Annotated in this window: 12 protein-coding genes; 2 read left to right on the top strand and 10 right to left on the bottom strand. The window is 59.2% G+C overall.

Features of this window, described 5'->3' with window-relative positions; all coding sequences use genetic code 11:
• Window positions 1-13 precede the first annotated feature (13 nt).
• Together xrtT and BDE40_RS14725 are read right to left on the bottom strand one after the other, a co-directional pair.
• A complete protein-coding gene (gene xrtT / locus BDE40_RS14730; RefSeq protein WP_134015748.1) occupies window positions 14-1,435 on the bottom strand; it encodes an exosortase T in 1,422 nt (473 codons plus the stop codon).
• A gap of 128 nt (window positions 1,436-1,563) precedes the next feature.
• Window positions 1,564-3,999 carry a GcvT family protein gene (locus BDE40_RS14725; protein ID WP_134015747.1) on the bottom strand — a complete coding sequence of 812 codons (2,436 nt, stop codon included), beginning with the start codon at window positions 3,997-3,999 and terminating at the stop codon, window positions 1,564-1,566.
• A 103-nt stretch (window positions 4,000-4,102) separates the two neighbouring features.
• Between BDE40_RS14725 and BDE40_RS14720 the strand changes: the two genes are divergently transcribed.
• Window positions 4,103-5,029: a LysR family transcriptional regulator gene (locus BDE40_RS14720; protein WP_134015746.1), complete on the top strand. Its 927-nt coding sequence runs from the start codon at window positions 4,103-4,105 to the stop codon at window positions 5,027-5,029.
• A gap of 104 nt (window positions 5,030-5,133) precedes the next feature.
• Here BDE40_RS14720 and BDE40_RS14715 read toward each other — a convergent pair whose 3' ends face one another.
• From BDE40_RS14715 to miaB, 4 genes are all read right to left on the bottom strand, one after another.
• Window positions 5,134-6,189 (bottom strand): PhoH family protein, encoded by a 1,056-nt coding sequence (locus tag BDE40_RS14715; protein ID WP_134015745.1) that lies wholly within the window; start codon window positions 6,187-6,189, stop codon window positions 5,134-5,136.
• A gap of 98 nt (window positions 6,190-6,287) precedes the next feature.
• Complete coding sequence (locus tag BDE40_RS14710) at window positions 6,288-6,614, bottom strand: hypothetical protein (protein WP_134015743.1); 327 nt, start codon at window positions 6,612-6,614, stop codon at window positions 6,288-6,290.
• Window positions 6,615-6,626: 12 nt separating this feature from the next.
• Window positions 6,627-7,265, bottom strand: coding sequence for an OmpA family protein (locus tag BDE40_RS14705; RefSeq protein WP_425462401.1), 639 nt, complete (start codon window positions 7,263-7,265; stop codon window positions 6,627-6,629).
• Window positions 7,266-7,484: 219 nt separating this feature from the next.
• Window positions 7,485-8,801: a tRNA (N6-isopentenyl adenosine(37)-C2)-methylthiotransferase MiaB gene (gene miaB, locus BDE40_RS14700; protein ID WP_134015742.1), complete on the bottom strand. Its 1,317-nt coding sequence runs from the start codon at window positions 8,799-8,801 to the stop codon at window positions 7,485-7,487.
• A gap of 113 nt (window positions 8,802-8,914) precedes the next feature.
• Here miaB and BDE40_RS14695 point away from each other — a divergent pair, with 113 nt between their 5' ends.
• Window positions 8,915-9,775 (top strand): hypothetical protein, encoded by an 861-nt coding sequence (locus tag BDE40_RS14695; RefSeq protein WP_134015740.1) that lies wholly within the window; start codon window positions 8,915-8,917, stop codon window positions 9,773-9,775.
• Between the two features lie 175 nt (window positions 9,776-9,950).
• On the opposite strand, the gene BDE40_RS14690 is transcribed toward BDE40_RS14695, so the two are convergent.
• From BDE40_RS14690 to BDE40_RS14675, 4 genes are all read right to left on the bottom strand, one after another.
• On the bottom strand, window positions 9,951-10,400 hold the full coding sequence (locus BDE40_RS14690; protein WP_134015738.1) for an Hsp20 family protein: 450 nt from the start codon (window positions 10,398-10,400) through the stop codon (window positions 9,951-9,953).
• A 141-nt stretch (window positions 10,401-10,541) separates the two neighbouring features.
• Window positions 10,542-11,348: a trypsin-like serine peptidase gene (locus BDE40_RS14685; protein WP_134015736.1), complete on the bottom strand. Its 807-nt coding sequence runs from the start codon at window positions 11,346-11,348 to the stop codon at window positions 10,542-10,544.
• Between the two features lie 276 nt (window positions 11,349-11,624).
• Window positions 11,625-12,956 carry a glycolate oxidase subunit GlcF gene (gene glcF, locus BDE40_RS14680; protein ID WP_134015734.1) on the bottom strand — a complete coding sequence of 444 codons (1,332 nt, stop codon included), beginning with the start codon at window positions 12,954-12,956 and terminating at the stop codon, window positions 11,625-11,627.
• 3 nt (window positions 12,957-12,959) lie between these two features.
• Window positions 12,960-14,054 (bottom strand): FAD-binding protein, encoded by a 1,095-nt coding sequence (locus tag BDE40_RS14675; protein WP_134015988.1) that lies wholly within the window; start codon window positions 14,052-14,054, stop codon window positions 12,960-12,962.
• Window positions 14,055-14,083: the final 29 nt, after the last annotated feature.

Here is a 14,083-nt window from a genome sequence, read left to right as displayed (position 1 = left end):
TCCTCGTTTCGGGTTACAGGTCAAGCGCCGCCAAAGCGGCATTTTCAAAGGAAATACGGTCTTGTTCGGGCAGGGATTTCGGGGTGACGCGCTGCACGGATTGCCAGCTGCGCGAGGAGCCGCCGAGCCAGCTCCAGACAGCTTCGCCGACGCTGGGGGTCTGTTGGCCGTCATCCGATATGAAGCTGACTGCGACGGTCCAGACCCGCCCGTCCGGACCGGTTGCCTCGTAGACAGAGGTCGGGAGGGGATCGTAGCGCGTGCCCATAAACTGCACGCTGTAGCCCATACCGAGCAAGCAGGTTTCAGGGGAATGCAGGTGGCGCAGCGGCGAGGTCGTGCGCACGATGTTCAGCCCCATCGGCCCGTATTGGACCTTCTGCGCGGAGCCGCCATAGGCGGTGAAATACCGCTGCTCGGTTTCGCTGAGCGCGATGGGCTCGGCCCGTGCGCCTAGCAGTTGCATCGGCAGGCGTGCGGGGACCACTTGGGCAGACAGGTCCACCGGGCGTTTCGGGGCGTTTACGATGGCAATTGCAGCAACCAACGCCACCGCGACCATTGGAATGTGCAGCGACTTTGGAAATGCCGGCAGCCGCCATTGCAGCATGCGCACGGGCTTGGCGGAGGGACGATAGAGCAATACGACTGGCGCAGCTGCAACCATCAGCGTGACCAACCCGATCGAGTTGTGGAGCGTGGGCGCCATGGTGTCGATGCCCTGCCCCAAGCCGCCAGCCAGCAAACTGATTCGCAAGGCGTTGCCAAGAATGCTCAGCCCGATCACGGCCAATCCGCCCGTAAACGCGGTCAGCAAGCGCGGACGATACAGGATGTTGAGGAAGGCCCAGAGGCTGACCATCAACAGCAGGCCCGACGCGCCGGAGCATGGCAGGTCGACCATGGCGTCCACGCCGTTCAGGCGCAGGCGGACGCCTTCGCAGATCAGGTCCGCGAAGAAAGGTGACATCATCTGGCACGCCAGATCGGCCGAGACCATCTGCAACGGAAACCCCGCGACCCGCTGCAAGATCGGTCCAAGCGGCAAGGCGAACAGGAAGAACGTGGCCATCCAGAACGGCGACAGCGCGAGCTTGCGGCGATCCAGACGCAACATTGTCGCGAGGGCAAAGACGTCCAGTGACAGGGCCAGCGCGCTCAGGATGTTGATGGCCAGCATCTGGCCCGCCAGCCGGATGAGGGCGGCAAAAAGGAATAGAACAAAAACGCGCCCTGCGATGGCTGGCCCGCCGGGAGGGGAGCTTTTCAGGGACAGCCCCACCAGACCCACAAGCACGATGCAATAAACCGCGCCGTAGGACTGGTAGGACGGGTCACGCCAGCTTGTAAAAAGCCACCGAACGGGCTCGATGGCGAGCAGCGCTGACGCAACAGTCAGACCAATCCAAAGCAGGGTATCGCGTTTTTGTTCCATGCCGCTTTGTCACGGCTGGTGGTGCAGATGGGCGCGTGGAGTTGTGCAGAAATGGTGCAGATCGAGGATAGTCGGCACAAGCCGCGGGCTTGAAGCGACGCTTTAGGAATCCTCCTGAAATGTACCGATTAGCTCCGCATCCGTGCGAATTCTGGATCATAGGGCGATGGATCGATGACCTGCGCAGCAACGCGTTCGCCGCACAAATCGAGCTGCATCGTTGAACCTGTTTGGCTGAAACCAGAGGTGACGAAAGCATAGGCGAGGTTCATGCCTACGCGGTGGCCGTAGTCCCCGGAGGTGATTGTGCCGATCACTTTGTCGCCTTGCATCAACGACGCTCCCGGATGCGCTGGCGCATGGGCCGCATCAATCTTGAGCGTGACCAACTGGCTCTGTGGCCCAGCGGCCTGACGTTTCAATAGCGCGGCCTTACCAATGAAGTCTTCTTTGTCCAACTTAACGAAGCGCGAGAGGCCCGTTTCAAATGGATCAAATTCCGTAATCAAATCCGCCTTCCAGTGCAGGAACCCTTTTTCCATGCGCATGGAATCAACAGCACGCGCCCCGAAGAGTTTCAGGCCATGCGTCTCACCAGCCGCCCTTAGCGCCAGATAAGCGGCGTGGAGAGAGGCGTTTGGCACGTGGATTTCATACGCCAATTCGCCTGAAAAGCTGACGCCCATTACGATGGCAGGTGCGAAACCGATTGTGCATTCACGGACTGAAAGCCACGGAAATGACGCGGCAGACCAGTCGCCGCGCGCGCACTCGGACAGAACAGCGCGCGCCTTCGGTCCTGCCAGAACAAGGATCGTGTGATCATTGGTCAGGCTGCGCAGTTGCACGTCTTCATCCGGGTTCAGATGCGCGGTCAGCCAATCCATGTCGTGGTATTCCGACGCGGCTGCTGATCCATACCAGATTCGATCCGGCCCCCGGTCCGAGGCGGGCAGATTGGCAACCGTCGCTTCGCCCTTGATGCACCCGTGTTCGTTAAGCAGGTAGCCAAGCCCAACGCGCCCACCGCGCCTCGAAACGGTCCCACAGATCATGCGGTCAAGGAAGGCGTGACGATCCTTGCCGGTAATCTCGATCCGGTTGAAGCCGTTGACCTCGGTTAGCCCCACATTTGTGGCAACGTTGTTCACTTCGGCAGCAACAACGTCAAAGGCTTCATCGAAATTGAAGCTGAGCGAGGGGTGAAAATCTGGTGCGGGTTTGATGTAATCGACGCGCTCCCACCCGTTCACGACGGTAAACTCTGCCCCTTCCGCAGCGAGAATAGGTGTCAGCGGCGTTGTCTTGGCATTACGCCCTGCGGGCCGATGCTCATGGGGGAAATGGAAACGGAATTCGTTTTGATAATCCTCAATCGACTTTCGTGCAGTCAATTCAACGGTCGCATGTCCGGTGAAGCGTCGGGGGTCTGTCACCCAAGTGTCGTAGCAGGCCTCTCCATGAACAATCTGCTGCGCAAGCAACCAACCATGGCCGCCGCCTTCACCCAAGCCTGCGCGCAGACCGATAATGCAATAGGCGTTACGCTTGCCCGGAATAGGACCAACCAATGGCGCTCCGTCGATGGTATAGGTAATCGGGCCATTTACGATCCGTTTGATGCCGACCTCGGCCAATGCGGGCATGCGTTCAAACGCCCCTTCAAGAACGTCCATCACACGGTCCAGATCATCAGGGCAAAGATCGTTGGAAAAACTTGGGCTGATCCCGTCCATCCCCCAAGTTTTGCAGTCCTGCTCGTAGAACCCGACCAGTAGACCGCCCTTTTCCTGACGCGAGTAGTAATCCGAGATCGGGCAGCGAAGCAGCGGCATCCGGTGTCCGGCCGCCGCGATGGCAGGGATGTCTTCTGTGATGAAATATTGGTGCTCCATCGACGCAACAGGATGCTGCACGCCCATCATCGCGCCAATTTCGTTCACGCGGTATCCGCCGGCGTTCACGATGAAGTCGCAGTCAATATCACCGTGATCGGTGTGAACCGTCCAAGTGTCATCCTTGTGTTGCGTCAGGCGGGTGACGGGTGTGTTGCGATAGATCTCTGCGCCCGCCTTACGCGCATGAAAGGCAAGCGCTTGGCAAAGCTGAGCGGGGTCAATATCGCCGTCCTGCCCGTCCCAAAGCCCGCCCAGCAGGTTCGTTGTTGTAATCAACGGGTGGCGGCGCGCACATTCCTGCGCATCAATGACCTCGTATTCCACTCCCATCCCGCGCGCCATAGAGGCGAAGTGGCGATAGCCCTGCATTTGTTCTTCGGTATTGGCGAGCCGAATACCGCCATCGCCATGGTGATAGCCCACTGGGTATTCGGGATCGTCACGCAACTTCTTGTAAAGCGCGATGGAGTGGGACTTGAGGCCAACCATAGTCTGGGCCATGCCGAAATTTGTGACCTGCGCCGCCGAATGCCACGTGGTGCCAGACGTCAGCTCATCGCGCTCGACCAAGACGACATCTGACCACCCCTCTTGGGTGAGGTGATACAACGTCGAACAACCGGCAATGCCACCGCCGATGACGACAACTTTGGTTCTGGATTTCATGACTCGATCCCCGATCTATGGTCAGAGACACCCTGCCAAATGCGTTATCCTTTGGAAAATAGTTTTATGTGATGCAATATCTCAAAAAATCCGAGGTTAAGTCATGACATTGTCCGTCCGCGCAATGCGCTACGTTCAAGCTGCACTGAAATATGGCAGCATCACCCACGCGGCCGAGGCTGCCCATGTGACGCCATCTGCAATCGCAGCCGCTTTGGATAAGGCCGAAGCCGCCTTTGGCGTTGCGCTCGTGACACGCGCACGGGCCAAGGGGATATTTCCAACCGCAGCGGGCCGCGACATTGGGCGGCGCATTGATGATTTATTGGACCGGTATGATATGTTGCTGACGGATGTCTCCGACCTGCAATCCAGCCTCTCGGGAAATTTGGCAATCGGATACAACGCGCCAATCGCCCCTGCCTTCTTGCCAGAGCTTGCCGCACAAATGTTGGCAGCCTATCCCGGCGTGGCCTTCACATTCACCGAAGGCGACAATGACTCGATCCAACAGGGGTTGCTGGACGGACAATTCGATATGATCCTGTTTGTCGAAGAACTGCCCAACCCACAGATCGAGACCCGAACGCTTATCTATGCACCAACCTATTGCCTGTGTCCGGCTGACCATGCCTTAGCAGCTTATGATGCTGTGACGGTCTCCCAAATTGTGTGTGAACCGCTGATCCTTTTGGACCGGCCTGCCGCGCGTGGGTATTACCTGGAATTGCTTGAGCAAGGGGGCGCAGATCTTCAGATCGTGGCAACTGCAAATTCTACGGAAATGGTCCGTTCACTTGTCGCCTCGAAAATCGGGATTTCCCTTTTGAACATGAAACCACGGGACGTGCCGACGTATTCAGGCAGCAACATTCGCTGCCTGCCAATCACCGACAGCACAAGCGGTGTCACCCTGTCACTCGGCTTTGCATCGGGGCCTAAGCGAAGACTAATTGAGATGTTCGCCGAAAGCTGCGTAGCGTTTTGCCAAGGACCATCGGGCACGGATTTGATCCTGCCCAAAGCTTGAAACGACTGAAGTTTAACTACGGCCAAATTCACCAATAATTATTAGCCCGACGACATTCGTTAGAAAGGGCATAAAACAGCCACTCCCCACATCCGCAGCCCAACCTACCCTTTGGCCTCTGCTGCCTCGTAGGCTTCGATGATCCGCGCGACGAGCGGGTGGCGGACGACGTCTTTGGCGGTGAAGTAGCTGAAGGACACCCCTTTGACGCCCTTGATCAGTGTCTCTGCCTCGCGCAGGCCGGACTGGACACCGCGGGGCAAGTCGACCTGCGAGCGGTCCCCTGTGATCACCATGCGCGACCCCTGCCCCAGACGGGTCAGGAACATCTTCATCTGCATGGTCGTGGCGTTCTGCGCCTCGTCCAGCACCACGAAGGCGTTGGACAGCGTGCGGCCCCGCATGAAGGCCAGCGGCGCTATCTCGATGCGCTTTTCCTCAATCAACTTGGCAGTCTGTTTGCCGGGTAGAAAATCGTTCAGCGCATCGTAGAGAGGCTGCATGTAAGGATCGACTTTGTCCTTCATGTCACCGGGCAGGAAGCCCAAACGCTCCCCCGCCTCAACAGCGGGGCGGGACAGAATGATCTTGTCGACCTTGCCGGTGATGAACAGCGATACGCCCACCGCCACAGCCAGATAAGTTTTACCGGTACCAGCGGGGCCGATGCCGAAGGCCAGCTCGTTGTTGAACAGCGAGGTGACGTAGTCTTTCTGGGCCTGCGTGCGCGGCTCCACGGTTTTCTTGCGGGTCTTGATCTCGACGCCTGCGTTGAACATCTCGATCTGGTCGCCGTCACGGATGCCGGTATTGTCGGCAGACCGGCCCATGCGGATTTCGGCCTCGATATCAGCCATCTCGACCGAGCGCCCGCCCTCCAGCCGCATATAGAGCGCCTCCAGAACGGCGACGGCTTTTTCCATCGCTTCGCCCATGACGGCCAACTGGTTGCCACGTCGCACGATTTGCACGCCTAGGACTTGTTCGATCTGGGCAAGGTTGCGGTCGAACTCTCCACATAAGTCAATCAGCAACCGATTGTCGGGAAACTCCAGAAGGGTTTCGGACGGGGCCGCGTCCGTGGCGCCCACGGTCAATTCACTTGTGGTCAAAGAGCTCTCCTGAGTTGGGTTGCATGGGAAGGGTGCATGAGCAGGCATGGGCGTGCAAGGGGGGTGGGCCATGTTTCACATGTCTGATACGAAAAAAGGCCGCCCCGGAGGGCAGCCTTTTCAAAATTTGCAGAAATGCAAGGCACCTAGATCGGGTCACGCACGTCGTCGGAGCCGCGGTAGTTGCCAGTCGCGTAGCCGGGAGGGGCTGCACCGGAGCAAACGGGCTTGCCGTTGCGGTCCAGACGGGCGGAGAGGTAACCCTCGATACCGTCGTCGATGATCCAGTGATCACAGCCGCGCGGATCAACCCAGATGCCGGCTTCCAGCTGGCTTAGGTCTTTTTGGCCACGCCCGAACAGGCCGGAGTAATCGCGGGTTTTATCGCCGCCATTGCCTTCGCCAGTGAGCCCACCGCTACACGCGGCGAGGGCTCCAAGGGAGACAACTGCTAAAAGTTTGGTCATTTTCATGTCATCGTTCCCTTAGCGAATGCACTGAATTTCAACACGGCGGTTGGCCGCCATGCCGCGTGAGGTGCCGTTGGACGCTTTTGGTACGCGTTCACCGTAGCCGCGTGTCGCGGAGATACGAGCCCCAACAGAGCGGGCCACCTGAGCAACCGCATTCGCGCGGCGCTGCGACAGGTTCAGGTTGTAGGCATCGCTGGCGCGGCTGTCGGTGTGACCTTCGATGATGTAAGCCGTGGCACCTGCCGACTGGAAGAACTGCTGCAAGCGACGCTTGTTCGCTGCGTTGATGGTGGCTTGGTTGGTCGCAAAAAGCTGATCCGAGTTCATCACGGCACAGGTGTTGCCACGGCGGCAAACCGGAATGCCCTGACGGGTGACGTGCGGCGTCATGAAACCTTCGAAACCGTCATCCATAACCCAGTGTTCGCACCCGTCCGGGTCGACCCAGATGGTCGGAATGTAGCGCTCCGCACGGATGGTTGTACGACGAACGATCTTGCCGTTGGCCACCGTGCCCTGGCTGAACCCGTCTTCGGTATAGACATATTGCTGCTGCGCAGAAGCGCCTGCTGTCGAAAACGCCAAAGCGGACACCACAACGGCACATCCCCCCAACGCGCTTCGCAGGATTTTTGAAAGATTGAGTTTCACTGCCTCGTCCTTTTGCGTGTAAATCTTGAACTTCTTGCACCGACCCGTTGACTGGTTACCGATACATCCACCTATATATGCCCAAGACTATCAAATTTGTGTGTAAATTAAAGAGGTTTTTACCACATATAGTTGCCGAATCGGCAACAGTGGTAGGATTTTTCGCAGAATTGTCCGAAAACCCTGCCCTTAGGGCACTCTTGGGTGCTGGGGACTTCCCTAGGCCAACACGCCTTTCAACGAGTTGGTGACACTGGCCTCGATGCGCACGCGTTGAACGGTGCCGATCATGTGCTCCGGCGCGTCACAGTGAACCGCGTGCAGGTAGTCGGATTTGCCGACCAGTTGCCCCTCAAGACGCCCTTTCTTTTCGAACAATACGCCGACCACGCGCCCGACCATGCCACGCTGTGCGGCGTATTGCTGCTCGGACAGCAGGGCTTGCAAGCGCTGCAAACGCTCCGACGCGATGTCGTCCGGGGCTGGTGCTTTTTCGGCGGCGGGCGTTCCCGGGCGGGCGGAGTATTTGAAAGAATAGGCCTGCCCGTAATTCACCTTGCGGACCAGATCCAGCGTGGCCTCGAAATCCTCCTCGGTCTCGCCGGGGAAGCCGACGATAAAGTCACCGGACAACAATAGATCAGGACGCGCGGCGCGGATGCGGCCGATCAGGTCGATGTAGCTGGCGGCAGTGTGCTTGCGGTTCATCGCCTTGAGGATTTTGTCGGACCCTGACTGCACGGGAAGGTGCAAATAGGGCATCAGCTTGTCGCAGGTGCCGTGTGCCTCGATCAAGGCGTCTTCCATGTCGTTGGGATGCGAGGTGGTAAAGCGGATGCGTTTCAGCCCCTCGATGTCGTTTAGCGCCCAGATCAGGCGGGCGAGCCCCCATGTGCCGTCCGCGCCTTCGCCGTGATAGGCGTTGACGTTCTGGCCCAGCAGAGTGATCTCGCGCACGCCGCGCTCCACCAGATTGCGGGCCTCGGCGATCAGGCGTTCCGGTGGGCGGGAGACTTCCGCGCCGCGGGTATAGGGCACCACGCAGAAGGCGCAGAACTTGTCGCAACCTTCCTGCACCGTCAGGAAGGCGGACGGACGGGCCTTGCTTTCGCGTTTAGGTAAATGCTCGAACTTGTCTTCTTCGGGGAAGTCTGTGTCGAGCGCTTGTTCGCCCTTGTTCACCTTCTCCATAAGGTCGGGCAAACGGTGGTAGGTTTGCGGCCCGACGACCAGATCGACCATCGGCTGACGGCGCATGATTTCCGCACCTTCGGCCTGCGCGACGCAGCCGGCCACACCGATTTTCAGGTCCGGTTTGTCTTCCTTCAACGGGCGCAACCGGCCCAGATCAGAATAGAGCTTCTCGGCCGCCTTTTCACGGATATGGCAGGTGTTGAGAAGGATCATGTCGGCGTCGGCCATGACCTCGGTCGCCTCATAGCCTTCGGCCCCCAAGGCTTCCGCCATGCGTTCGCTGTCATAGACATTCATCTGGCAGCCATAGGTCTTGATAAAGAGCTTCTTAGCGTTCGACATGAGACACCTGCGGGATAAGGGTTGAGGCGGGGCATAGCGCAGCCTGTGCGATCTTGCAATTCAAGGCGCAATGACAGAGTTTAGCCGCGAGCAAAAAGGAAAGAATAACAGGCATGCGGCACAGCTCTTTACGTGCGTTTCTGGACGTCGCCCCGACGCATCTGTCGGCCAAAGGACCATTCGCGCTCGTGTTTATCGAGGATGGCACCGAGGTCGAAAGCACCATTGCGCATGTTCAAAAGATGGGTTTCCGCGAGGTTCTTGCCTTTGCCTCCGGCCATTTGCTGCCTGAAGACCGCGACGGCCTGCACCTGATCGAGGCGGATGTGCATGAGCAGGATGCCTTTGCCACCATCACGAACGAGGTCATCAAGCTCTTTCCCGGCGTCTGGATGCACTACTGCTTTAACGCGGAATATCTATTTTTCCCGTTCTGCGAGACGCGGAATGTGCGCGAGCTGATCGCGTTCAACATCGAAGAGCGGCGCCACACGGTCATGACCTATGTGGTCGATTTGTATTCCAAGGACCTTGGCAAGTACCCCAATGCGGTGTGTCTGGATGACGCCTATATGGACAAGTCGGGCTATTATGCACTGGCGCGCTTTACCGAAGACGGGGAGGCGCTGGACCGGCAACTCGACTTCTTCGGAGGGCTGCGCTGGCGGTTTGAGGAGCATATTCCATGGGCGCGCCGCCGTATCGACCGCGTCGGGCTGTTCCACGCCGTCAAAGGGTTGAAGCTGAACGGCAATCACACGTTTAACCTACAGGAATACAACACGTATTGCTGCCCGTGGCACCACAACATCTCGGCCACGATCTGTTCGTTCCGCACGGCCAAGGCGTTGGTGTCCAACCCCGGATCAATGTACGCGATCCCGCATTTCTGGTGGAAAAATTCCGCGAAATTCGAGTGGAATTCCAACCAGTTGCTGGAACTGGGGCTGATGGAGCCTGGACAGTGGTTCTAGGATGTTGGCCGACCCTGCGGGGCGAATATTTTTGCCAAGATGAAGCAATAGGTGTGGCGGGTGACGGCGCGCGTTAACCTTACTGCGGAGTTAAGGCTGCGGTCCGGAGCAACCACTGATCAATAAAAACGGCCCCAGCTGGGGAGCACGGGGCCGTTTCCGTTAGGCGAGAGGGTTAGGCCTCGATCGCCTTGGGATCAGATGCTTTGCTGATCTGGATTTGGCGCGGTTTCAGCGCCTCGGGCACTTCACGCACCAGATCGATATGCAGCATCCCGTCGGCGTGGTTTGCCGATGTCACGCGAACGTGGTCCGCGAGGTGGAAGCGCTTCTCGAAGGCGCGGGTGGCGATGCCACGGTGCAGGTAGGTCTTTTCCTCGCCCTCATCGGCTTTCTTTGCAGATACCACGAGCGCGTTTTCGCGCTGTTCGACGGTCAGGTCAGCCTCGGAGAAGCCTGCGACAGCTACCGAGATGCGGTAGGAGTCGTCGCCGGTTTTCTCGATATTATAGGGCGGGTATGTGGAGTTTGTGACTTCCGTGGACATCACGCGGTCCATCAGGTCGGCGACACGGTCAAATCCGACAGTGGCGCGGTGAAGGGGGGCGAAATCATATGCTCGCATGGTTTTCATCCTTTTCAAAAGCAATGTTTACAGTGTCGGGCCTTCCAAATGGACAGGCCCGGTTTGCAGTTGCCGGACCCCGTTCGGGCATCCGGTAACATTGATTTGGGAAAGGATGGTCGGGGTTTCAAGCCCCTGCGCTTACGGTTTTATAAACAACGCGCCGGACGGCTGGATGCCCGATTGCAGCGCCACGCGGGAGGCGCCGGTATCGACGCGGCGGAACACACCATCATTATATTCGATTTCGCTCAAAAGCACGGACAGGCGTTGGTCCAGCCCCACGCCAAGCGCCACTTTCTGCGAGCGCCATTCGGCTTTGGCGGAGACCACGGACAGGATCACCGGCTCACCGTTCTGGATGGCGAAGATCGGCGCGCCCGAAGAGCCGAAGTCCACGTCGCAAGAGGTTACATATACACCCGGATCGCGTGCAAGCACGTTGCAGGTTTCCTGAATGGACGGGGAGTTTTCGCGGTGTTTGGCGTAGGAAATAACCTGCACCTCCTGCCCGCGACCCACCTCAACGGCCGTGTTGAACGGACGAATGGACGGGTTCTTGATCGGCTGGTCCAGCTGGATCAACGCCAGATCGGACGACACTTTGTCGACATTGCCACGCCCTTTGTAGACGTAATCGGGATGGATCACCGACCGCTTCGCCCCGCGATAAGCGGAGGCGCGCCCGTGTTGCCATCCGGCCAGAAATTCGATTTCGGAATCGTCGGTGCGCGCGCCGGTGTTGTCGAAAAAGCAATGCGCCGCTGTCAGCACCAGATCGGGGGCAATCAAAGTGCCTGTGCAAAATCCAGAGCTCCCCAAATTGATGCGGCCCACGCCCTGCCATGCCTTGGTCGCGTCCAGCGATGTGAGCGACTTGAGCACGCCTTCCGCCTGCGTAGAGGTTGCCAGCAGTAATGCCGTTATCAGTGTTGCCAGAAATCGCATAAATCGCCCCGATATGCCCGTTTTGATCCTCAGTAGAAAACAGTTGGGGCAAGAATGCGGCAGGCATGGGTTAATTTTTGGCGCTTAGGCCAGCACAGCCAGTGAGACCAACGTCAGCGGACTTGTCCAGACCACCTTTTGAGCAATCGCGCTACGACGGATATTATGCGGCAGTGACAGACTGTACTCCATAGGCCCTGCGGAGACCATAAAACGGGAACCGTGCCATCGGTGCGGTTCCGGTCAGGCTGAACCCCAAGATGGGCAATTGCACCGTCAGCGTAGGACGGGAATGTCCATCGGACGCGCGCCACCATTCGCAGCCGCAAGCATCGCAGGCGGTTTCGGACCGCCCGTAGCCCAATCCAGAAGCTCGACCGTGTGAACGATCGGTACCTGTGTGCCAGACCCGATTTGCATCATACAGCCGATATTGCCGGCAGCGATGATATCAGGGTTCTTGGCCTCCAGCGTTTGCACCTTGCGGTTTTTCAGCTGCTTGGAAATCTCGGGCTGCATCAGGTTATATGTCCCCGCCGAGCCGCAGCACAAATGCGGGTCTTTCGGCTCCAACACCGTGAAGCCAGCACGCTTGAGCAGGTCTTTCGGGTAGGTCTTGATCTGCTGGCCGTGTTGCAAGGAACAGGCTGCGTGGTAGGCGACTTTCAAGTCCTGATCCGCGCCTTGCGGCAGGTCCAGCTTCATCAGCACCTCCGACACGTCCATGGCGATTTTCGACACCGCGTCGGCCTCTGCGGCCAGCGGCTCATTGCGGAACATGTGGCCGTAATCTTTGACCGTCGTGCCGCAGCCGGAGGTGTTGATGACGATGGCATCCAAACCCTTGCCCTTCATCTCGGCGTCCCAAGCACGGATGTTCTTGGCGGCGGTAGCGTGGCTTTCGGAGGTTTTGCCCATGTGGTGGGTCAGCGCCCCGCAACAACCAGCACCCTCGGCCACAACGACCTCGCAGCCCAGACGGGTCAGCAGGCGAATGGTGGCATCGTTGATATCGGTGTTGAGCGCCTTTTGCGCGCAGCCGGTCATCAAGGCGACGCGCATCTTTTTGGAGGCCTCGGGCGCGAAGGTCTGCGGGTCGTCGTTGCGCGACACTGGTGGAATGGTTTTCGGGGCCATTTCCAGCATCGCCCTGAGCCGCGCATCCGGCATGAAGCGGGCGAAGGGCCTGCCGATCTTGGCACCCAGAAGCGCCAGACGGAAGCGGTTCGGGTAGGGCAGGATACGCGCCAACACCCAGCGCAACGCGCGGTCGGTCAGGGGGCGGTCGTAATGCTCCTCGATATACTCGCGGGCATGATCGACCAGATGCATGTAGTGCACGCCCGATGGGCAGGTCGTCATGCAGGCAAGGCAGGACAGGCAGCGGTCGATATGCTTGACCGTCTTGGCGTCGGGTTTGCGGTCGTTTTCCAGCATGTCCTTGATCAGGTAGATGCGGCCTCTGGGGCTGTCCAACTCGTCGCCAAGAATCTGGTATGTCGGGCAAGTGGCGGTGCAAAACCCGCAATGCACGCAGGTGCGTAATACCTGCTCGGAACGGGCGGTGGAGGGGTCTTTGAGCTGCTCTGGGCTGAAGTTCGTTTGCATGGTTTACCCCATCAATCCGGTGTTCAGAATACCGCGCGGGTCGAACTTTTCACGCAGACCTCGGGAGATCGCCGCCACCGGCGCAGGCTCCGGATGGAACGTCGGCGCGCTGCCCCGTAGACAAGTCGCATGGCCCGCGATGCCACCCAGCGCGGCGCGAATGTCCGCGCCTTTGGGTGCGACAACCCAGATCATCCCCCCTCCCCAGTCGAGCGACAGGCGCGCGCCGTCGGGCAAGTGCTTGACCACGTCCGGCGCGTCGCTTGGTTTTACCGAAATGCGCCATAGATCGCCCTGCGCGCCCGCAAAATGCGTCACGTCGCGGGTGGCGGTCCACAGATCGCGGGACGCGTCGCCATGCAGCTCTTCCATATCACCGAACCCGTCCAGAAGGGCGCGGAGCTGCGCCATGCGATACGTTACAGACGCCTCAAAACCTTCCAACCGGAGTGTTGTTTGACCTGTTTCAGGGAAATGCGCGGCGGCCGAAATTTCGAACGGGGAGCCCAACGCCTTCGACATCGCATCCACCGCGCGAGTCACATCCAAGCCGTTCAGCACCAGTGTCGCCGTGGCCTCAATGCCGGGCAGCACCTTGAAGCCCACCTCGGTCAACACGCCCAAGGTGCCATATGACCCTGCCAACAGCTTGACCAAATCATAGCCGGTGACGTTCTTCATCACGCGCCCGCCGTTCTTGATCACGGCCCCCTGACCGTCCACGTAGCGCACCCCGATCAGACTGTCGCGGCAGGCACCGGCCTGAATACGGCGCGGGCCGGAGGCGTTCGTGGCCACAACCCCGCCAATCGTCGGCTCCCCCTTGGTGCCAAGCAACGCGCGGTGGTCCATCGGATCGAACGGCAGCCGCTGGTTTTCCTTGGCCAGTGCCGCCTCGATCACCGCCACAGGCGTGCCCGCCCTAACCACCAGCGTCAAAGCGCCCGGCTCGTACAGCTCGATACCCGACAGGCCAGCGGTAGACAGCACCTCGCCCTCCGCCTGCCCGATCGGTCGCGTGCCGCCGCCTTGAATGCGCAAGGGGCCTTTCGCGCCTGCGACCGCTTCGGCCAACGCTGCTTCACTGTCAGGTGTCATCATGTCGGATCAACTTCTTCAATAGCGTT

Source organism: Litoreibacter halocynthiae, from assembly GCF_004365635.1.
GTDB classification, from domain to species: domain Bacteria; phylum Pseudomonadota; class Alphaproteobacteria; order Rhodobacterales; family Rhodobacteraceae; genus Litoreibacter; species Litoreibacter halocynthiae.
Note: the sequence above shows the minus strand (reverse complement) of the source record. Positions and strands in the feature narration are given on the sequence as shown.

Excerpts from the sequence above, each read along its gene's own strand:
- xrtT (WP_134015748.1), bottom strand. The coding sequence starts at position 1,435 with ATGGAACAAAAACGCGATACCCTGCTTTGGATTGGTCTGACTGTTGCG.
- BDE40_RS14725 (WP_134015747.1), bottom strand. The coding sequence starts at position 3,999 with ATGAAATCCAGAACCAAAGTTGTCGTCATCGGCGGTGGCATTGCCGGT.
- BDE40_RS14720 (WP_134015746.1), top strand. The coding sequence starts at position 4,103 with ATGACATTGTCCGTCCGCGCAATGCGCTACGTTCAAGCTGCACTGAAA.
- BDE40_RS14715 (WP_134015745.1), bottom strand. The coding sequence starts at position 6,189 with ATGCCTGCTCATGCACCCTTCCCATGCAACCCAACTCAGGAGAGCTCT.
- BDE40_RS14710 (WP_134015743.1), bottom strand. The coding sequence starts at position 6,614 with ATGAAAATGACCAAACTTTTAGCAGTTGTCTCCCTTGGAGCCCTCGCC.
- miaB (WP_134015742.1), bottom strand. The coding sequence starts at position 8,801 with ATGTCGAACGCTAAGAAGCTCTTTATCAAGACCTATGGCTGCCAGATG.
- BDE40_RS14695 (WP_134015740.1), top strand. The coding sequence starts at position 8,915 with ATGCGGCACAGCTCTTTACGTGCGTTTCTGGACGTCGCCCCGACGCAT.
- BDE40_RS14690 (WP_134015738.1), bottom strand. The coding sequence starts at position 10,400 with ATGCGAGCATATGATTTCGCCCCCCTTCACCGCGCCACTGTCGGATTT.
- BDE40_RS14685 (WP_134015736.1), bottom strand. The coding sequence starts at position 11,348 with ATGCGATTTCTGGCAACACTGATAACGGCATTACTGCTGGCAACCTCT.
- glcF (WP_134015734.1), bottom strand. The coding sequence starts at position 12,956 with ATGCAAACGAACTTCAGCCCAGAGCAGCTCAAAGACCCCTCCACCGCC.
- BDE40_RS14675 (WP_134015988.1), bottom strand. The coding sequence starts at position 14,054 with ATGACACCTGACAGTGAAGCAGCGTTGGCCGAAGCGGTCGCAGGCGCG.